Origin of the sequence: Ensifer sp. SL37, from assembly GCF_026672675.1 — a bacterium.
Classification (GTDB): Bacteria; Pseudomonadota; Alphaproteobacteria; order Rhizobiales; family Rhizobiaceae; genus Ensifer; species Ensifer adhaerens.
In genome coordinates this window covers 3,885,567-3,903,147 of the sequence record NZ_JAPPRN010000006.1, presented here as the reverse complement: position 1 = coordinate 3,903,147, position 17,581 = coordinate 3,885,567, and the positions used below count along the sequence as shown (strand labels likewise).

The 17,581-nt window shown below is 62.8% G+C and carries 19 protein-coding genes; 12 read left to right on the top strand and 7 right to left on the bottom strand.

All coding sequences use genetic code 11. From position 1 onward, the window contains the following. Positions 1-56: 56 nt before the first annotated feature. The 3 genes from OVA00_RS31180 to folE form a co-directional block, all read right to left on the bottom strand. Positions 57-1,016 carry a patatin-like phospholipase family protein gene (locus OVA00_RS31180; protein WP_034795962.1) on the bottom strand — a complete coding sequence of 320 codons (960 nt, stop codon included), beginning with the start codon at positions 1,014-1,016 and terminating at the stop codon, positions 57-59. Between the two features lie 398 nt (positions 1,017-1,414). Then, entirely contained in the window at positions 1,415-1,867 is a 453-nt protein-coding gene (gene hisI, locus OVA00_RS31175; protein ID WP_268090280.1) for a phosphoribosyl-AMP cyclohydrolase, read from the bottom strand. 24 nt (positions 1,868-1,891) lie between these two features. Further along, complete coding sequence (folE, locus tag OVA00_RS31170; RefSeq protein WP_034795957.1) at positions 1,892-2,509, bottom strand: GTP cyclohydrolase I FolE; 618 nt, start codon at positions 2,507-2,509, stop codon at positions 1,892-1,894. A 340-nt stretch (positions 2,510-2,849) separates the two neighbouring features. Here folE and OVA00_RS31165 point away from each other — a divergent pair, with 340 nt between their 5' ends. From OVA00_RS31165 to OVA00_RS31140, 6 genes are all read left to right on the top strand, one after another. Beyond that, a complete protein-coding gene (locus OVA00_RS31165) occupies positions 2,850-3,296 on the top strand; it encodes an iron-sulfur cluster assembly scaffold protein (protein WP_268090279.1) in 447 nt (148 codons plus the stop codon). A gap of 1 nt (position 3,297) precedes the next feature. Continuing rightward, positions 3,298-3,672 carry a membrane protein insertion efficiency factor YidD gene (gene yidD / locus OVA00_RS31160; RefSeq protein ID WP_089044573.1) on the top strand — a complete coding sequence of 125 codons (375 nt, stop codon included), beginning with the start codon at positions 3,298-3,300 and terminating at the stop codon, positions 3,670-3,672. Next, positions 3,669-4,097, top strand: coding sequence for a DUF2267 domain-containing protein (locus tag OVA00_RS31155; RefSeq protein WP_060516848.1), 429 nt, complete (start codon positions 3,669-3,671; stop codon positions 4,095-4,097). Before yidD ends, OVA00_RS31155 begins: the two co-directional genes overlap by 4 nt. A gap of 11 nt (positions 4,098-4,108) precedes the next feature. Further along, positions 4,109-4,648: a DUF1697 domain-containing protein gene (locus OVA00_RS31150; RefSeq protein WP_112976220.1), complete on the top strand. Its 540-nt coding sequence runs from the start codon at positions 4,109-4,111 to the stop codon at positions 4,646-4,648. 224 nt (positions 4,649-4,872) lie between these two features. Beyond that, on the top strand, positions 4,873-6,855 hold the full coding sequence (gene thrS, locus OVA00_RS31145) for a threonine--tRNA ligase (protein WP_060582497.1): 1,983 nt from the start codon (positions 4,873-4,875) through the stop codon (positions 6,853-6,855). A 79-nt stretch (positions 6,856-6,934) separates the two neighbouring features. After that, complete coding sequence (locus tag OVA00_RS31140; protein WP_034795943.1) at positions 6,935-7,774, top strand: lysophospholipid acyltransferase family protein; 840 nt, start codon at positions 6,935-6,937, stop codon at positions 7,772-7,774. A 33-nt stretch (positions 7,775-7,807) separates the two neighbouring features. Here the strand turns inward: OVA00_RS31140 and OVA00_RS31135 are convergent, their stop codons facing one another. Further along, entirely contained in the window at positions 7,808-8,821 is a 1,014-nt protein-coding gene (locus OVA00_RS31135; RefSeq protein WP_060516851.1) for a hypothetical protein, read from the bottom strand. A 100-nt stretch (positions 8,822-8,921) separates the two neighbouring features. On the opposite strand from OVA00_RS31135, the gene OVA00_RS31130 reads away from it, so the two are divergent. Continuing rightward, positions 8,922-9,506, top strand: coding sequence for a nitroreductase family protein (locus OVA00_RS31130; protein ID WP_034795936.1), 585 nt, complete (start codon positions 8,922-8,924; stop codon positions 9,504-9,506). Continuing rightward, positions 9,506-10,108 carry a flavin reductase family protein gene (locus OVA00_RS31125; RefSeq protein WP_060607369.1) on the top strand — a complete coding sequence of 201 codons (603 nt, stop codon included), beginning with the start codon at positions 9,506-9,508 and terminating at the stop codon, positions 10,106-10,108. The genes OVA00_RS31130 and OVA00_RS31125 overlap by 1 nt, the downstream gene beginning before the upstream one ends. A 22-nt stretch (positions 10,109-10,130) precedes the next feature. On the opposite strand, the gene OVA00_RS31120 is transcribed toward OVA00_RS31125, so the two are convergent. Continuing rightward, positions 10,131-10,829: an aldolase gene (locus OVA00_RS31120; RefSeq protein ID WP_268090276.1), complete on the bottom strand. Its 699-nt coding sequence runs from the start codon at positions 10,827-10,829 to the stop codon at positions 10,131-10,133. 74 nt (positions 10,830-10,903) lie between these two features. Here OVA00_RS31120 and OVA00_RS31115 point away from each other — a divergent pair, with 74 nt between their 5' ends. After that, positions 10,904-12,040 (top strand): DUF2336 domain-containing protein, encoded by a 1,137-nt coding sequence (locus tag OVA00_RS31115; protein WP_060516859.1) that lies wholly within the window; start codon positions 10,904-10,906, stop codon positions 12,038-12,040. A gap of 30 nt (positions 12,041-12,070) precedes the next feature. Continuing rightward, positions 12,071-13,090: an SDR family oxidoreductase gene (locus OVA00_RS31110; protein ID WP_268090275.1), complete on the top strand. Its 1,020-nt coding sequence runs from the start codon at positions 12,071-12,073 to the stop codon at positions 13,088-13,090. 15 nt (positions 13,091-13,105) lie between these two features. Here the strand turns inward: OVA00_RS31110 and OVA00_RS31105 are convergent, their stop codons facing one another. Further along, positions 13,106-13,519, bottom strand: a complete 414-nt coding sequence (locus OVA00_RS31105) for a hypothetical protein (protein WP_134887156.1) — start codon at positions 13,517-13,519, stop codon at positions 13,106-13,108. Positions 13,520-13,740: 221 nt separating this feature from the next. On the opposite strand from OVA00_RS31105, the gene OVA00_RS31100 reads away from it, so the two are divergent. After that, positions 13,741-14,208 (top strand): GNAT family N-acetyltransferase, encoded by a 468-nt coding sequence (locus OVA00_RS31100; RefSeq protein ID WP_268090274.1) that lies wholly within the window; start codon positions 13,741-13,743, stop codon positions 14,206-14,208. A gap of 99 nt (positions 14,209-14,307) precedes the next feature. Here OVA00_RS31100 and parE read toward each other — a convergent pair whose 3' ends face one another. Continuing rightward, positions 14,308-16,371: a DNA topoisomerase IV subunit B gene (gene parE, locus OVA00_RS31095; protein WP_192439099.1), complete on the bottom strand. Its 2,064-nt coding sequence runs from the start codon at positions 16,369-16,371 to the stop codon at positions 14,308-14,310. Between the two features lie 212 nt (positions 16,372-16,583). Between parE and OVA00_RS31090 the strand changes: the two genes are divergently transcribed. Beyond that, positions 16,584-17,504, top strand: a complete 921-nt coding sequence (locus OVA00_RS31090; RefSeq protein ID WP_268090273.1) for an alpha/beta hydrolase — start codon at positions 16,584-16,586, stop codon at positions 17,502-17,504. Positions 17,505-17,581 lie beyond the last annotated feature (77 nt).

The window sequence follows — 17,581 nt, the reverse complement described above, 5'->3', positions numbered from 1 at the left end:
GGGCGACCGGTAAGTGCGCCGCCGCGTATCGCGGCTTTCATGCCGCGCACGCTCCGTCAGCGAACGAGCACTTCCTGCATGCGGCGAATTTCAACCAGCCTCGCTTTTGCCTCGTGGTAGCCGCGATCGATTGCTTCGCCCGCGCGATGGAATTCCGAAAGACCGATGTCGTTGAGTTTCGGGTGCAGCGCCAGGTCCGGCGGGTCGCCGGCAAGCCGGGCGCGGGAAATCCGGTCCTGGATGATGTTGAAGGCCTGGACCATGACGCTGGTCATGCCGAGGCGCGACTGGTGCGGCGCTTCCTTGGCGGGCGCATCCAGGGATTCAGCGCCGGCGCTGTGTTTGACGACGGCCGAGCGGCCATAGAGATCGTAGTTGAGGTTCACCGCGACGACGAGTTGCTGCTCATGGGCGCGACACACCGAAACCGGAACCGGATTGACGAGCGCGCCATCGATCAGCAAGCGTCCATTCGCCTTGATCGGCTCGAAGATGCCGGGCAGGGCGTAGGAGGCCCGGATCGCGGTGATCAGCGATCCCTTTTCAAGCCACACCTCGTGGCCGCTGTGAACTTCCGTTGCAACAGCAATGAACGGCCTGTCGAGGCCTTCGATGCTGAGGCCTTCCAGATGCTCCTGCATGCGCTTGGTGAGCCGCAGGCCGCCGAAAAGGCCGCCGCCGCCGATGGCGAAATCGAGCAGGCCGGCGATCCGGCGTACGGTGAGGGAGCGGGCGAAGGCTTCGAGTTCGTCGAGCTTGCCGGCAAGATAGCAGCCACCGACGAGCGCGCCGATCGAGGTGCCGGCGATCATGCCGACTTCGATGCCTTCTTCGTCGAGCGCGCGCAGCACGCCGATATGGGCCCAGCCGCGCGCGGCACCGCCGCCAAGCGCGATTGCGATCTTCGGTTTTTGCGGAGGTGGCGCCGGTTCAGGTGGCGTTGTCGAAATCGATGTTCCGTCCGGTCCGGACAGATCCGTAATCTGATTGTTACGCGTAAACGTCCAATTCAACATCCGGCACCTCCAACACCGCCGAATACTCCGCAGCGCGACACGTCGATGAGAATGCGCGAAGGTCGCTGTGGCAATTCATCGCTGACTAAACTTCCAGGGGTCGGGATTGATCCTGGAGAGAGGCAATTTCATGCGCGCGTCCTGGGGAGGCTCCGCCAAGCCGGCGCCGGTGCTGGCCTTGTCCGCTTCATTGCTGAAAGACTGGCACCTTTGTCTAAGGTATATCACCGATCCCACCGACGATTGCGGCACGACCGATAAACATTGGATACAGTTTGCAATACAGTTTGGAACGAGATCGTTCCGATTGCGCCGCATCCCTGCTTAAGGATTAGGCGCCCGGTTGGTTTCCAAAATATAAATATAGCATGCACCCGCGCCAAAAAGATGCGCGATGCTTAATTTTTATCATAGATCTCGGCGGGGTCGAAATGCCTGTGGTCGTCGGTGATTTTGACCGAGGCCTTGCCGTCTTCGGTGCCCACGGTGCGGTAGAAACAGGAGCGGCGGCCGGTATGGCAGGTCGCGTCGTGGCCGGCGACGGAAACCTTCAGCCAGATCGCATCCTGGTCGCAATCGGTGCGGATTTCCTTGACCGCCTGCAGGTTTCCGGAGCTTTCGCCCTTCTTCCAGAGGCTCTTGCGCGAGCGGCTGTAGTAGTGGGCCACGCCGGTCTCGATCGTCAGGGCCAGGGCCTCCGCGTTCATGTGGGCGACCATCAGCAACTCGCCGTCCCTGACGTCGGTGACGACGGCGGTGATCAGCCCCTTTTCATCGAAACGGGGAGTGAAGGCCGGACCGGTTTCCAGTTCGGCCTTGTCTAAGGAGGGAGCGTCGAAGGTGAGCGTCATGGAAAGGCTCCGTCTGTCGGAGCCTTACTTGAAGCCCCTGATCATCGTCATGAACCGCGCCTGTTCGGCCGGCTCCGTCTGGAAGGTACCCGTAAATGTGGTTGTCAGCGTTGTCGAGCCTTGCTTCTGCACGCCGCGCATCGCCATGCACATATGCTCGGCTTCGATCATCACGGCAACGCCGCGCGGGGCGAGCGATTCGTCGATCGCCCTGGCGATCTGCGCCGTCATCGATTCCTGCGTCTGCAGTCGGCGGCCGTAGATATCGACCACGCGGGCGATCTTCGACAGGCCGAGCACGCGCCCGTTCGGCAGGTAGGCGACATGCGCCTTGCCGATGATAGGCACCATGTGGTGCTCGCAATGCGAATAGAACGGGATGTCCTTGACGAGCACCATATCGTCGTAGCCGGCAACCTCCTCGAAGGTGCGGCCAAGCACGTCTTCGGCAGCCAGATCATAACCGCTGAAAAGCTCGCGGTAGGACTTGGCCACGCGCGCGGGCGTATCCAAAAGTCCCTCGCGCTGCGGGTCTTCGCCAGCCCAGCGCAAAAGAACGCGCACCGCTTCCTCGGCCTCCTTCTGGGTGGGGCGGCCGCTCGCATCGTCGAGCACAGGAAAATTCTTCACTATGGCATCCATAATGGCCTCTTTTAGCAATACGGGATTGCTTGACGTTTTATCTTTCGGACAACTCGCCACTGGCCATTCGCCTAACCCTGCAGGCTTGGGTTCCGTTGGCGGGCTCCGGGGCTTTCCGGTCCTGGCTTAGCAGTGCACTGGACCTTCCGGCACGGTTTCCCAAACAACAGGCGACATTGTTCCTCTTGCGGAACTGTCGCCCCAACACGACATAGCATATAGTATGGTGCCACAGAGATGAAAGAGGCGGAGCGTGTCGCGTCGTGCTTTTTTCCCGTCTACCGGAGAAAATCATGCGTCGATCACTCAAAACCGCGAAAAATCAGTCGGATCGCGTCAAATGATGGATGACATCTACAACAGCCGAATTCTCGAATTCGCCGGCAACATTCCCCGTATCGGGACGCTCGGCGATGCCGATGCGGACGCGACGGCGCATTCCAAGCTGTGCGGCTCCAGGGTGCATATCTGGTTGAAGATGGATGGCGACGTCGTCACCGATTTTGCCCATGACGTCAAAGCCTGCGCGCTCGGCCAGGCGTCGTCCTCGATCATGGCGCGCCATGTCGTCGGCGCCGGGGCTGAGGAGATCCGCCAGGCGCGCGAAGACATGCTGGCTATGTTGAAGGCGGACGGTGAGGGGCCTTCGGGCCGTTTCGAGGACATGCGCTTCCTGCGTCCGGTGAAGGAATACAAGGCGCGCCACGCATCGACCATGCTAACCTTCGATGCGGTCGTCGATGCCATCGAGCAGATCGAGGCCAGGCGACTGCTCGCGGCCGTCTGAGATGTGCGGCGAACCGAATTGCCGGCACGCTGCACATGAAAAGGCAGCGCCAGCGGTCCGTGGCCGAAACTGGTCGGGCCCCTTTCGCAAGACCCCCGGGCGGCTCTTAGGCATGGCGCTGATCCGCGCCTATCAGCTCACGCTTTCGAGCTTTATCGGCAATTCGTGCCGACACCTGCCGACCTGTTCGGAATATGGCTACGAGGCGATTGCCCGCCATGGCTTCTGGGCCGGAGGCTGGATGACGCTGTTTCGCGTGGCGCGCTGCGGGCCGGGCGGAACGCATGGTTTCGATCCTGTGCCGGAGCGGCTTGAACCGCGCCTCGTATGGTACGCGCCGTGGCGCTTTTGGCGGCCGCGGCCGAAGATTGGATGACCGCCATGCCCATGCCGATGGAGTATCGTCAGGCTTCCTTAGACTTCGAGCGCTTCCTTCTCGATGCCCGCGACTTGGCCGGGCTGCAGACGACGAACCAGGCCTATACGATGGTCCAGGCGGTACTGCAGACGTTTCGGCGCCGGCTCGATATCGAGGATGCCATTCTGTTTGCCGACATCCTGCCGCCTGTCATCCGGGCGATCTTCGTTGCCGAGTGGGACCTTGAAGAGCCGCGGCTCCCGTTTTCGGGTCGCATCGCCATGACCCGCGAGGTACAGGCGCTGCGCCCGGATCACAATATTTCCCCGGACAGCGCCATTGCAGACGTCGCTGGCGCCTTGCGTCGCAACATCGACGAGGCGAAACTCGACCGGGTGCTCGCCCGGCTGCCGGCGGGCGCTGCGGATTTCTGGCGCGCCTGACAAGGGGAATGATGAACAGCTACGTCGCCTTGCTTTACAGCATCGTTCTCGGGCCCGGCCGCCGGGTCGTCATGGCTGACCTCAAGAAGATGGCCGAAGGGCTCGGCTATCAAGCGCCGCGGACGTTGGTCGCAACGGGCAATCTGGTGTTTCAGACCGGACAAACGTCCACTCGGGACCTCGAAATGCCGCTTGAGAAGGCCTTTGCCGAGACGTTTGGTCGGCACGTCGACATTCTTGTCCGGTCGGGCGCCGATTGGCAGACGCTTGCCGCAGCCAATCCCTTCCATGAGGAGGGCGAGGCGGACGCGACGCAGGTTCATGTCCGGGTGATGCGCGAACCTTTGACGGAAGCGGCGCTCGAAGGGCTTCGGCGCTACTGCACCGCCGGCGAGCGACTGGCGATCGTCGATGGCGATCTCTGGGTGCATTTCCCGGGCAAGGCGAGCGAATCGAAGCTGCTCGGCGCCATGACCACCAAGCGGCTGGGCATCGGGACGTTCCGCAACTGGAACACCGTGAAGGGGCTTTGCGAGATGCTGCGCAGCTAGCCTCCGCCGCAGCCTTTGCCTTTACTCACTTTCGAAAACCCTTTATCAGGCTACGGCGTGTTTCCGCGGGTCGTCCTCCGGCTCGGGGAAAAACACGCAGCAATCCAAAGCACTACAGCGATCTCTGCGCGTCTGACGGATGCGACGCTGTATTGTCAATTCACCGGCCCTGCCGGTCAACCATACCACCCGCATTCGTTGGCGGGACTGGATAGGAGATCAATATGTCGAATCCTGTTTCCCTTACATTTCCTGATGGCTCGGTGCGCGAATATCCCTTCGGCACGACCGGCCGCGACGTGGCAGAATCGATTTCGAAGTCGCTCGCCAAGAAGGCGGTTGCGATCGCGCTCGACGACGAGCTGCGCGATCTGTCCGATCCGGTGACCAATGGTCGCCTCGAAATCGTCGTTCGTGACGACAAGCGCTCGCTCGAACTGATCCGCCACGATGCCGCGCACGTGATGGCGGAGGCCGTTCAGGAACTGTGGCCGGGAACGCAGGTGACCATCGGCCCGGTCATCGACAACGGCTTCTATTACGACTTTGCCCGCAACGAGCCCTTCACGCCCGACGACCTGCCGCTCATTGAAAAGCGGATGAAGGAGATCATCGCCCGCAACAAGCCTTTCACCAAGGAAGTCTGGTCGCGCGATAAGGCCCGCCAGGTGTTTGCCGACAAGGGCGAGGCCTACAAGGTCGAACTCGTCGACGCGATCCCCGAAGGGCAGGATCTCAAGATCTACTATCAGGGCGACTGGTTCGATCTTTGCCGCGGCCCGCACATGGCCTCGACCGGCCAGATCGGCACCGCCTTCAAGCTGATGAAGGTGGCCGGCGCCTATTGGCGCGGCGACAGCAACAACGCGATGCTGACCCGCATTTACGGCACCGCCTGGCACACCCAGGAAGAGCTCGACCAGTACCTGCACGTGCTCGCTGAAGCCGAAAAGCGCGACCACCGTCGCCTTGGCCGCGAAATGGACCTGTTCCATTTCCAGGAAGAAGGCCCGGGCGTCGTCTTCTGGCATGGCAAGGGCTGGCGCATGTTCCAGACGCTGGTTGCCTATATGCGTCGCCGGCTCGCCAACACCTATCAGGAAGTCAACGCGCCGCAGGTGCTCGACAAGTCGCTCTGGGAAACCTCGGGTCACTGGGGCTGGTACCGGGACAACATGTTCAAGGTGACCGTTGCCGGTGACGAGACCGACGACGAGCGCATCTTTGCGCTGAAGCCGATGAACTGCCCGGGCCATATCCAGATCTTCAAGCATGGCCTGAAGTCCTATCGCGAACTGCCGGTGCGCCTCGCCGAGTTCGGCAACGTTCATCGCTACGAGCCGTCGGGCGCCCTGCACGGGCTGATGCGCGTGCGCGGCTTCACCCAGGACGACGCGCATGTCTTCTGCACTGACGAGCAGATGGCGGAAGAATGCCTGCGCATCAACGACCTCATCCTCTCGGTCTACGAGGACTTCGGCTTCAAGGAAGTCGTGGTCAAGCTCTCCACCCGTCCGGACAAGCGCGTCGGTTCCGACGAGCTCTGGGATCGCGCCGAAAGCGTGATGACGGACGTCTTGAAGACGATCGAGGCGCAGTCGGAAGGCCGAATCAAGACCGGCATTCTGCCGGGCGAGGGCGCCTTCTACGGTCCGAAGTTCGAGTACACGCTGAAGGACGCGATCGGTCGCGAATGGCAGTGCGGCACGACCCAGGTCGACTTCAACCTGCCGGAGCGTTTCGGTGCCTTCTACATCGACAAGGAATCCGAAAAGCGTCAGCCGGTGATGATCCACCGCGCGATCTGCGGCTCGATGGAACGCTTCCTCGGCATCCTGATCGAGAACTTCGCCGGCCACATGCCGCTCTGGGTTTCGCCGCTGCAGGTCGTCGTCGCGACGATCACTTCGGAAGCCGACGACTACGGTCGCGAGGTTGCCGAACTCCTGCGTGACGCAGGGCTGACTGTAGAGACCGACTTCCGCAACGAGAAGATCAACTACAAGGTCCGCGAACATTCGGTCACGAAGGTTCCGGTCATCGTGGTCTGCGGCAAGCGCGAAGCCGAAGAGCGCTCGGTCAACATCCGCCGTCTGGGCTCGCAGGCCCAGACCGCCATGTCGCTCGACGAGGCGATTGCATCGCTTGCGCTCGAAGCCATGGCGCCGGATCTCAAGCGCAAGGCAGAAAAGAAAGCTCGGGGTTGAGACCCCGAGCACTTGCTTTGTCAGCAAACTGTCATATTAGCGGAATATCCGGATAAGATCGTATCCATCGGAGATTTCCGTGCAGTTCAAAGAGCTGTCCTACGCCAATGAGAACGACCGGCGCCTGAAGCGCTGGTTCATTCGCTCCATGGAAGGCCTGTCGGGCCGCAACCGCTATGCCAAGCTTTATACGCGCTGGCGGTCCGACATCGTCGGCAAGAGCGAGCGCGTCTTCGGGGAGATGTTGCAGCTCATCGATGTGACGCTGCAGACAAAAGGCGAGTGGCCGCCGCGGAACCTCCCCGATACGCCGATCGTCATCATCGCCAATCATCCTTTCGGCATCGGCGACGGCATCGCAGTGCTCGCGCTTGCCGAACAGCTCGGCCGTCCCTTCCGCGTGCTCATCAACAACGAACTGCTGAAGGTGCCGGAAATGGCGCCTTACTCGCTGCCGGTATCGTTCGAAGAGACGAAGGAGGCGCTGGCCGTCAACATGGCGACGCGCCATGAGGCGCTGCGACTGCTCAAGGAAGGCGTGACCATCGTCATCTTCCCGGCCGGCGGCGTGGCGACCGCGCCGAAGGGTTTCGGCCGGGCCGAGGACCTGCCGTGGAAGATCTTTCCGGCAAAGCTCATTCAGGCGGCGCGGGCGAGCGTGATCCCGATCTACTTCGAAGGACAGAACGGGCCGTTCTTCCATCTGGCGAGCAAGATTTCACTGACGCTGAGACTGTCGCTCTTGATCCGCGAATTCCGGCGTCTGTCCGGAACGACGATCGCGGCGCGCATCGGCGGCGTGCTCACGCCCGAGGATCTCTGTGCCTGTGGCGATCGCAAGGACCTTTTGGCGCGCATCTATGAAGCGGTCTTTTCCATGGCGCCGCCGCGTCGGCGGTTCATGCGACGGGCAGGCTGACGTAAGGTCAACTGCGTTCCGTTACGTCGAAGCTCAGTCCTGTGCTTCCGACACAACGCTCGCATTGGTGTTCGCATTGTTGCCGCCGCTGCTGAGCAGTACTTCCACGTCCATGTTGACGCCGGCCTTCACGGTGAAGTCGCGCTCGTAGATCTTGTCCTTGTAGCGCGCCACAGCGGAATAGCTGCCTTCGAGCAGGACCTGCGTCGGGAAGGCGCCGTTGGCTTCGCTCACCGTATCGCCGGCGGAGGTGAGGATCGTCCAGGCGGTGTTGGCGATGGCTTCGCCGCCCGGTTCCGAAACCAGCTTGAGCGTGAGCTTGGCGGCGCGGTGCTGCATGGTTGCTTCGGTCAGCTTGCCCGCTTCGACCTGGATGTCAGCCGCGGTCGAGGCGTTGGTCGTGCCGCCATAGCTGGAGGTCACGTGATAGGTTCCGGCACCCAGCCGGACCACCGTGTTCGGCTTGACGTCCTCGACAATGAGCGCCCGTTCGCCGTCGCTCTTGGTGTCGGCGGAATAGACGTCGAAGCTGAGTTCGGCCGGTGGGATGCGCACGTCGCTGCCGGAGACCGCATTGAGCTTCATGCCGCCGGCATCGAGCACCAGCACCTGCTTGTCGAGCGCGCCTTGCTCCGGCACGCGGACCTTGCGCGTGGCCGAGGCGCGTCCAAAGGAGACATTGACGAAATATTCGCCCGGTACCAGATTGAACGCTGTCGAGCCGCCTTCCGACGTTGCGAGAAGCGGCAGCTTGCCGTCGCTTCCGGGGATCGGGCTGAACACACGCCAGGTGAGCCCAGCTTCGACCGGTCCGCCTTTTTCGGTCAGCAGCGCCTCGAGCTTGATATCCTTCAGCGTGCCGTCCGCCAGCGGATCCGATGTCATCGGGCTGAAGCCCGTCAGCTTCGGCATCTTGCGCGGGCCGGCGATCGAGGGGAAACTTTCAAACGCCTGGGTCGCATCCTCTGCGAACACATTTCCCGTAGCGGTGCCGGCGACAAGGATCGCAAGACCGGTCTGAAGGAAAATACGAGAGAGTGCACGCATGAGAACAGTTGACTTCCTGACTGAGTGACTCCACTTGGGACGCCGGTATGGCATTTTCGTGGCTGCCTGTGGGGCGGCAAATTAGTGGAATTCATCTGACATGAAAACCGAAATTAAGCTCGTCGACTACCTGACGTCCCGTCGCTCCATCCCCGCTTTCCAGATGGGAGGTCCCGGTCCCGGCAAGGCCGAGGTTGAGGAAATGCTGAAGCTTGCTTCGCGCGTGCCGGACCACGGCAAACTCGCGCCCTGGCGCTTCATCGTCTATCGCGGCGAGGAGAGGGTACGCATCAGCGCCAAGCTGAAGGCAATGGCGCTTGAGCTGAAGCCGGATCTGTCGGAAGAGATGATCAAGGTGGAGGAAACCCGCCTGTCGCGCGCGCCTGTGGTCGTTGCCGTCGTCAGCACCGCCGCGCCGCATTTCAAGATCCCGGAATGGGAACAGGTCATGTCCGCTGGTGCCGTCTGCCTCAACCTGCTGATGGCCGCCAACGCCCTCGGTTACGCATCCAACTGGCTGACCGAGTGGTATGCTTTCGACGAGCGCGCCTATCCGCTGCTGGGCGTGAAGCCGGGCGAGAAAATTGCCGGCTTCATCCATATCGGTACCGCCATGGTGCCACCGACGGAGCGGCCGCGGCCGGAGCTGGCCGAGATCGTCACCTGGGTTGGCGAGGAAGCCTGATGTTTTACGATACGACCTCGAACAGTCACGGTCTGCCGCATGATCCTTTCAAGGCGATTGTTTCGCCGCGGCCGATCGGTTGGATTGGCACGCGGTCGGCCGAGGGCGCGCTGAACCTCGCGCCCTATTCCTTCTTCAATGCCATCAGCGACCGGCCGAAGCTCGTGATGTTTTCATCGAGCGGCTATAAGGATTCGGTTCGCAACATCGAGGCAACCGGCGAGTTCACGGCGAGCTTCGCCAGCCGTGACCTGGCGGCCGCCATCAACAAGACGTCGATCCCGGCGCCGCATGGCGAGAGCGAATTCGATATCGCCGGATTGACGCCGGTCGACGGCGCGCTGGTTGGGGCGCCGTTCGTCGGTGAAGCCTATGCCGCGCTCGAATGCCGGATGACCGAGATGTTCCAGCCCAAGGATCTGGATGGTGCATTGTCCGACAACTACGTCGTCATCGGCCAGGTCGTCGGCATCCACATTCGCGAAGACGCGATCCGCGATGGCCGTTTCGACATGGCGACGGTCAAGCCGCTCGCCCGCCTCGGCTACATGGACTATTGCGACGGCGGCGACGTCTTCCAGATGACCCGCCCGACGCGCTGACGGTTACCGCGCCGGCTGGGCGTCATACGCTGCCGGCGATGACTGCTTGCTCGGGCGAGCGGCAGACGACCGAAGCGAATCCGTCGTTCCTGCTTTGTGAAAGCGCCCAGCGTGTGGCTGCCGCATCGGCGGTGGGCGGCAGCACCTCATAGGCGCGGATGCCGGCCTCATGGGCCCTTAGCACCACATTGGCGCGACCCGCGAGCACGGGCGCGGCCACGCCCTGATGCGCGGCACTCGCCGGCTCCTTGCAGCCGACTGCCTTTGCCAGCGCCGAGCCGTTGAAGATCAATCCTTCCAGTCGCTGCGAGCACCCCGCCAGTGTGTGCGGCGACAGCAGGCCTTCGGGTGCTGCGCCGTATTCGGCGTAAATCCGGGTGCGATTGGCTGGAAGGCCAATCCTTGCTTCGGCAACCCGCAGCATCACGTCGAGCTTCTGTATGTCCGCGCGGCCGCGGCATCCGGTAAGCACGACGCCATCGATGCCGCTATCAAGCAGCCGGTGTACGTCGTCTTCATGGAGCAGCCCGACCGGTTCCACACAGGCGAGCAGCGCGAGATCGCGTCCTTCCATCCGGGCGAGGCCAAGACGCGTTTCGTGGCCGAGGCCGGCAGTCAGGATCAGCCCAGCCAATGTGTTGAGAACGCTCACGTCCAGGCTAAGCGCGTCGTCGTCCGCAAACAGCAGCGGCCTTATGGTTTGGAGGCGGTTAACAGACATGGTGAACCAATCTTAAACCTTTGCTCGCTAGGCTCAGAACATCGGTGGCATTGGCGTGGTCTAGTGGGGCGTAGGTGATCATACAAGCATTTCTTCGCTGGGTGGAAACGGCGAGAACAGGCGAACGCATTCGCGCCGCCAGCGCGCTCGGCCGCGCCTATGTCGATGCGCAACTGAATGGTCTCGATCGTCGCGCCGCCGAGATGGCGATGACCTTTCTGCTGGACGATCCGTCGCCCAAAGTTCGCCTTGCCTTGGCCGAAGTCCTTTGCGGTTGCTCTTCCGTGCCGCGCGCCATCATTCTTGGTCTTGCAGGGGACCAGCCTGAAATTGCCTATCTCGTCGTTTCGCATTCTCCCGTCCTGACCGACGACGACCTGGTCGACCTCGCGGCTCGGGGAACGCTGGAGACCCGCGCGCTGATCGCGGCGCGCAGTTTCGTTTCGCGCGGGGTCGCCGCTGCGATCGCCGAAATCGGCGACGAAGACGAAATGCTGATCCTGCTCGAAAACCCCGGCGCTCTTCTGTCGCGCCGTTCGCTGAAGCGCATTGCCGAGCGTCTTGGCCATTCGGCTTCGGTTCGTGACCTGCTTCTTGCGCGCGACGACCTGCCGAGTGCCGCCCGCCACGCGCTTGTCGAAGAAGTCGGTGCAGCACTTGCCGCCTTCGGCCTCGTACAGGTGACGATTGGAGAAGGTCGCGTGCAGCGGGTCACCCGTGAAGCCTGCGATATCGCTGCCGTCGGCATGGTTGGAACGACAGCCGTCGAGGAGCTGCCGGACCTCGTCACGCATCTGCGCGAGACCGGCCGCCTGACGCCCGCCTTCCTGCTGCATGCGCTCGTGACCGGCCGTGCAGAGTTTTTCTCGGCCGCAATCGTCGACCTCTCCGGCGTCAGCGAAAAACGCGTGCGTTCCATCCTGTCCGGTGGGCGCGTCCACTCGATCCGTGCCCTGTTCGAAAGCGCCGGGCTCGGCCGCGACGTCAGCGAGACGTTTGCGACAGCGGTCCTCCTGTGGCGTCAGGACGGGCCGGGTTCAATCGGCGGCCACGCGACGGTCTCGGCAGAACTGCTCGTGCGCCTGCGACGTGGACGGGCAACATCGCCGACCGACGCAGCGATGATCGATCTGCTCGAGCGCCTGGCATTCGCCGAGGAGCGCCAGTCGGCCCGTGACTACGCGGAACTTGCCGCACGCCAGGCCGCCTGATCGCGACCCGTTCTAGCGAGGAATGGACCCATGAACGCGAGGACCGCGACCGTTGCCGTGACCGGAATCGGCGGTTTTGTCGGACGGCACGTCGCGCTCGCCTTGCTGCGCGAAGGTTATCCTGTGCACGGCACGGTTCGCGCGCTCGGGCGCGCCGAGGAGATCGAGCGATCCATTCGCGCGGCCGGTGGTACGGATGCCGCGCGCCTGACGTTTGGAGAGGCGGATCTCCTGGAGGAGCGGGGCTGGGCTGAGGCCTTTGCCGAGGTTTCCTACGTCGTCCACACCGCCTCGCCATTTCCGGCTCGCTTGCCTGCCAATGAAGATGACCTGATCGGGCCGGCCCGTGACGGCACGCTGCGTGTGCTCAGGGCAGCCCATGCGGCCGGTGCCAAACGCGTCGTGCTCACGTCGTCGGTCGCCGCGGTCATCTACGGGGCAGGGCGCGCGCCGTTTACGGAGGACGATTGGACCGATCCGCAGTCATCGCTTGCGACACCCTACTACCGCTCCAAGACCTTCGCCGAACGCGCGGCCTGGGACTATGCGGCTGACAGCGGCCTGGAGCTTGTGGTCATCAATCCCGGAATGGTCCTCGGGCCGGTTCTTGGCCATGAGATCGGCACATCCGTCGCCGTGGTGCGAAACCTGCTCAAGGGGAACTATCCCGCCTTGCCGAAGTTCGCCGTGCCGGTTGTCGACGTCCGCGACGTGGCGGATGCGCATGTGCAGGCCTTAAGCGTCGCCGCAGCGGCAGGCGAGCGTTTCCTGATTGCGGGAGAGGCGCTTTCCCTTGCGGATATCACGGCCATCCTCCGGCGCAGGTTCCCTGAACATGCGGGCAGACTTCCGAGGTTCGTGCTGCCCAATTGGCTGGCAGGGCTTGCCGCCCCCTTCGATGCGGGCCTGCGCCTCATCGTGCGCGAACTCGGGCATGACCCCCGCATTTCCAACGAAAAGGCGCGCCGTGTTCTCGGGTGGCAGCCGCGCTCTGCCGAAGAGGCAGTCGTGGCCTCGGCGAACAGCCTGATTTCGGCCGGCCTCGTCTGAGGCGTGCTTGGCGCGTCAGTCGGTAAAGCGGCGCGCGACCCAGGAATAGCCATCTTCGACATAGCGCACCGGCTTCGTGACGATGGTCTTCAGCTTCTCCCGATCGGGGATGGCGCCCGACAGGAAAGCCAGCGTGCGTTTCGGCAATCCTTGCTCGGGTTCCGGCTCCGCTGCCGGAACGGGCAGCGCCTGGTTCTGCTGGGCGCCGGGTGGCGGCGCGGGGATTTCGGCGACGCTTGGCGCCGAGCTCTCGCATACCGCAACGACGACCGGATAGTTCGCATTGGAAAACCTCGGCAGTTGCGCGTTCGAAGCCGTGTCGCACTGCGCGATCGATGGCCAGCTGCCGTTGACCGTCGAGATGTACTGGCATTGGCTGACGTCGTGGTCGCAGCCGAGAATGGTCATGACTATCAGCGCCGCTTGCATCGCATTCCCATCGTCTTTGCAGGTTGTGGTGGATCAACCTATGCCTGCATGATTCTCCTCGAAATAGGGCGATGTTGCCGGCAGCGCGGAACAAATTGTTTCAGCCTGTTAGGCGGATTGATGGTGAGGCATGCGAGCCTGCGCCATTTGACGTATTGGTCCGGGCGTAGGCCGGCGGTAGTTTGGCGCAAAACCACGCCTGAATGAAAAGGACGACCCGATTGCCTGCCGTAATCATAGCCCAGGAGACGCCGCGCCAAGCTGAAGTTCTGAGTCTCCTGGAACTCTCCGACGCCTACGCCGCCTCGCTCTACCCCGCCGAGAGCAATCACATGGTCGATCTGTCGAACCTGGAAAAGCCGGAGGTATCGTTCTTCGTCGCACGGCGTGACGGCGATACCGTCGGCTGCTGCGCCCTGGTTGATGCCGGTGACGGGACGGCGGAAATCAAGCGCATGTTCGTCGATCCCGGGGCGAGGGGGCTGAGGGTCGGCAAGTTGTTGCTGCAGGCGCTGGAGTCGCGCGCGGCGCAACTCGGACTGGTGGCAATCCGCCTCGAAACAGGCATCTATCAGCCCGAAGCGATCGGCCTTTACAAGGCGGCCGGCTACGTCGAGCGCCCGCCGTTCGGGGAGTATCAGCCGGATCCGCTGAGCCTCTTCATGGAGAAGCCCGTTCACGTTGCGTAAGCTCGAGCAGCCTTCAAACCCTGAATACAGAAACGGCGGCCTGTGAGCCGCCGTTTCTGTATGGATTATTGTGATCCTGCTTGCCGGCAGAAAGCCGGCTCAGATGTCCAGGTTGTCCGCAAAGACAGCGCGCTCCTGGATGAAGCGGAAGCGGGCATCCGCCTTCGTGCCCATCAGGTTGTCGACCGCTTCGCGCGTGCCCTCGAAATCGACATCGTCGATCTCGACCTTGAGCAGCGTGCGGAACTTCGGATCCATCGTCGTTTCCTTGAGCTGCGCCGGCAGCATCTCGCCGAGACCTTTGAAGCGGCCGATCTCGACCTTGCCGCGACCGGCAAACTCGGTGCGCATCAGCTCCTCGCGGTGCGCGTCATCCCGTGCATAGAGCGTCCTTGCGCCCTGGCTGATGCGATAGAGCGGCGGCACGGCGAGATAGAGGTGACCGCCGCGGATCAGTTCGGGCATCTCCTGGTAGAAGAAGGTGATCAGCAGCGAGGCGATATGTGCGCCGTCGACGTCGGCGTCGGTCATGACGACGATGCGCTCGTAGCGCAGATCCTCTTCCCGGTACTTGCTGCGGGTGCCGCAGCCAAGCGCCTGGATGAGGTCGGCAATCTGCTGGTTGGCGCCGAGCTTTTCGCGACCGGCGCTCGCCACGTTGAGGATCTTGCCGCGCAAGGGCAGGATCGCCTGGTTGGCGCGGTTGCGCGCCTGCTTCGCCGAGCCGCCTGCTGAGTCCCCTTCGACGATGAAGAGTTCGGCGCCTTCAGCGGTGTTCTGCGAGCAGTCGGCAAGCTTGCCTGGCAGGCGCAGCTTGCGCACGGCCGTCTTGCGGTTGACTTCCTTTTCCTTGCGCCGGCGCACGCGCTCCTCGGCGCGCTCGACCACCCAGTCGAGCAGCTTGTCGGCCTCGGCCGGATTGTCGGTAAGGTAGTGGTCGAAGGGGTCACGCAGCGCATTTTCGACGATGCGTTGTGCTTCGACTGTCGCTAGCTTGTCCTTGGTCTGGCCGACGAATTCCGGTTCGCGGATGAACACGGACAGCATTCCGGCGGCTGAAATCATCACGTCATCGGTGGTGATGAGCGCTGCACGCTTGTTCTGCTTCAGCTCGGCATAGTTCTTCAGTCCCTTGGTCAGCGCGATGCGGAAGCCCGCCTCGTGCGTACCGCCCTCAGGCGTCGGAATGGTGTTGCAGTAGGAATGAACCTGCTGGTCGCCGCCATACCAGGTGACCGCCCATTCGAGCGAACCGTGACCGTTGGCCTTCTCCGATTTGCCGGCAAAGATCTCGCGGGTAACGGTGAATTCCTTGCCGAGCGTCGCCGCCAGATAGTCCTTCAGGCCGCCAGGGAAGTGAAAGACGGCCTTGTCCGGGATCTCCGAACCTTCCTGCAGCAATGACGGATCGCAGGACCAGCGGATCTCGACGCCACCGAAGAGATAGGCTTTCGAGCGCGCCATGCGGAAAAGCCGGCCGGGCTCGAAATGCGCGTGCGGTCCGAAAATATCCGGGTCCGGATGGAAGCGGACGCGCGTGCCGCGGCGATTGTGCACGTCGCCGAGTTCCTCGAGCCCGCCCTGCGGAATGCCGCGGGAGAAGCGCTGGCGATAGAGCTTGCGATTGCGGGCAACCTCGACTTCGAGCGCGTCGGAGAGCGCGTTGACGACGGAAACGCCGACGCCGTGCAGACCGCCCGAGGTCTCGTAGGCCTTGCCATCGAACTTGCCGCCGGCATGGAGCACCGTCATGACGACTTCGAGCGTCGACTTGCCGGGGAATTTCGGATGGTTTTCGACCGGGATGCCGCGGCCGTTGTCGGTGACTGTCAGGAAGCCGTCCGCATCGAGATGGACCTCGATGAAGTTCGCATGGCCAGCGACCGCTTCGTCCATCGAGTTGTCGATGACTTCGGCAAAGAGATGGTGCAGCGCCTTTTCGTCGGTGCCGCCGATATACATGCCCGGACGACGACGGACCGGCTCAAGGCCCTCGAGCACCTCGATCGCCGACGCATCGTAATCGCTGCCATCGCTGCCTTTCGGGGCAGGGCGCGGCTCTTCGCGCGCGCTGGGGGCTGCAGCCACGGCCGGCTTGGCGCTCGGCTGGACGGCCTTCGGTTGCTCGGGCATTGAGAAGAGGTCGCTGTTGTTGTCGTCCATGGGGCCGTTCGGATCGTTCCTGTCGTTCGGGAATGCCAGAGGCCATAGCAAGCCCCAGGCTCTGCCGCCATCCCCCGGCGGTCGAATCACCTGAATTCTGCCAGACTCTCACAGGATACGCGAACAAAAGGAGAATTTCTGGCGCCGGCCGCCGATGATTTTTCGCACGAACGGCCGTGTTTCGGGCCAAGTGTTGCTTTGCGGTGCGGCCAATGGCAAGGCTTGCGGCGAAAGAGGGAGCCCGTCATTTGGCCGTGTCCACAGTTGTTTTTCCGTTTCGTGCCTGCCTGTTCGCCCTGGCCTTGGCAATTGCCGCCTCGCCGGCAGAGGCGCAGACGCTCAAGCCCTACAAGGACGATCTGTTCTCCTATGCCAAGGTGCTCGACCAGAAGGATGGCGGTGACGACCTGACGGTCGACTACCAGGAACTGCGGGATATCAACGAACGCGACGAAATCCCCGAACGCCGGGTGAAGCGCGCCTACGTCTCGCTTGGCGTGAAGAACGAGCAGGTCAATGAAGCGCTCGATATTGGTGGCCGCGCGCTCGACGTGACCCGTGTCGGCCCCGATCGCGGCGCCAGCTTCTCGGTCATCTTCATCCATGGCCGCGGCGGCGACCGTCGGCTCGGTGCCAACGACTTTTCCTTCGGTGGAAACTTCAACCGGCTGAAGAATCTCGCCGTCGCCAATGGCGGCGTCTATTACGCCCCGAGCGTCCACTCCTTCGATACGGCAGGTGCCGCCGATATCGCCGGCCTGGTTCGATACGCGTCCGAACGTTCCGGAGGCCGTCCGGTCGTGCTCGCCTGCGCCTCGATGGGAAGCTTCATCTGCTGGGGTGTCTCGCGCGACGCCTCCGCCGTCGCAGCACTCTCAGGCATGATGGTCATGGGCGGCGTCAGTGATCCGGACTTCACGAAAAGTGCCGCCTACAAGGCGAAGCTGCCGATGTTCTTCAGCCATGGAAGCCGTGACAGCGTCTATCCCGCCGAAGGCCAGAAGGCGCTCTATCGCTCTCTCAAGGCCAAGGGCTATCCGACGCGCTTCGTGCTTTTCGAAACCGGCTCGCACGGAACGCCGGTGCGCATGACCGACTGGCGCGATGCGCTGAACTGGATCGGCAGCCGCTAATGCATGTCGCGCAAAAGTGTGCAGCGGTTTTGCGGCAGCGACATGCATCAAAACAAGAGCCTAAGGCCTGGTGCGTG

Coding starts and splice junctions, on each gene's coding strand:
- OVA00_RS31180 (WP_034795962.1), bottom strand. CDS start 1,016: ATGTTGAATTGGACGTTTACGCGTAACAATCAGATTACGGATCTGTCC.
- hisI (WP_268090280.1), bottom strand. CDS start 1,867: ATGACGCTCACCTTCGACGCTCCCTCCTTAGACAAGGCCGAACTGGAA.
- folE (WP_034795957.1), bottom strand. CDS start 2,509: ATGGATGCCATAGTGAAGAATTTTCCTGTGCTCGACGATGCGAGCGGC.
- OVA00_RS31165 (WP_268090279.1), top strand. CDS start 2,850: ATGATGGATGACATCTACAACAGCCGAATTCTCGAATTCGCCGGCAAC.
- yidD (WP_089044573.1), top strand. CDS start 3,298: ATGTGCGGCGAACCGAATTGCCGGCACGCTGCACATGAAAAGGCAGCG.
- OVA00_RS31155 (WP_060516848.1), top strand. CDS start 3,669: ATGACCGCCATGCCCATGCCGATGGAGTATCGTCAGGCTTCCTTAGAC.
- OVA00_RS31150 (WP_112976220.1), top strand. CDS start 4,109: ATGAACAGCTACGTCGCCTTGCTTTACAGCATCGTTCTCGGGCCCGGC.
- thrS (WP_060582497.1), top strand. CDS start 4,873: ATGTCGAATCCTGTTTCCCTTACATTTCCTGATGGCTCGGTGCGCGAA.
- OVA00_RS31135 (WP_060516851.1), bottom strand. CDS start 8,821: ATGCGTGCACTCTCTCGTATTTTCCTTCAGACCGGTCTTGCGATCCTT.
- OVA00_RS31130 (WP_034795936.1), top strand. CDS start 8,922: ATGAAAACCGAAATTAAGCTCGTCGACTACCTGACGTCCCGTCGCTCC.
- OVA00_RS31125 (WP_060607369.1), top strand. CDS start 9,506: ATGTTTTACGATACGACCTCGAACAGTCACGGTCTGCCGCATGATCCT.
- OVA00_RS31120 (WP_268090276.1), bottom strand. CDS start 10,829: ATGTCTGTTAACCGCCTCCAAACCATAAGGCCGCTGCTGTTTGCGGAC.
- OVA00_RS31110 (WP_268090275.1), top strand. CDS start 12,071: ATGAACGCGAGGACCGCGACCGTTGCCGTGACCGGAATCGGCGGTTTT.
- OVA00_RS31105 (WP_134887156.1), bottom strand. CDS start 13,519: ATGCAAGCGGCGCTGATAGTCATGACCATTCTCGGCTGCGACCACGAC.
- parE (WP_192439099.1), bottom strand. CDS start 16,371: ATGGACGACAACAACAGCGACCTCTTCTCAATGCCCGAGCAACCGAAG.
- OVA00_RS31090 (WP_268090273.1), top strand. CDS start 16,584: ATGGCAAGGCTTGCGGCGAAAGAGGGAGCCCGTCATTTGGCCGTGTCC.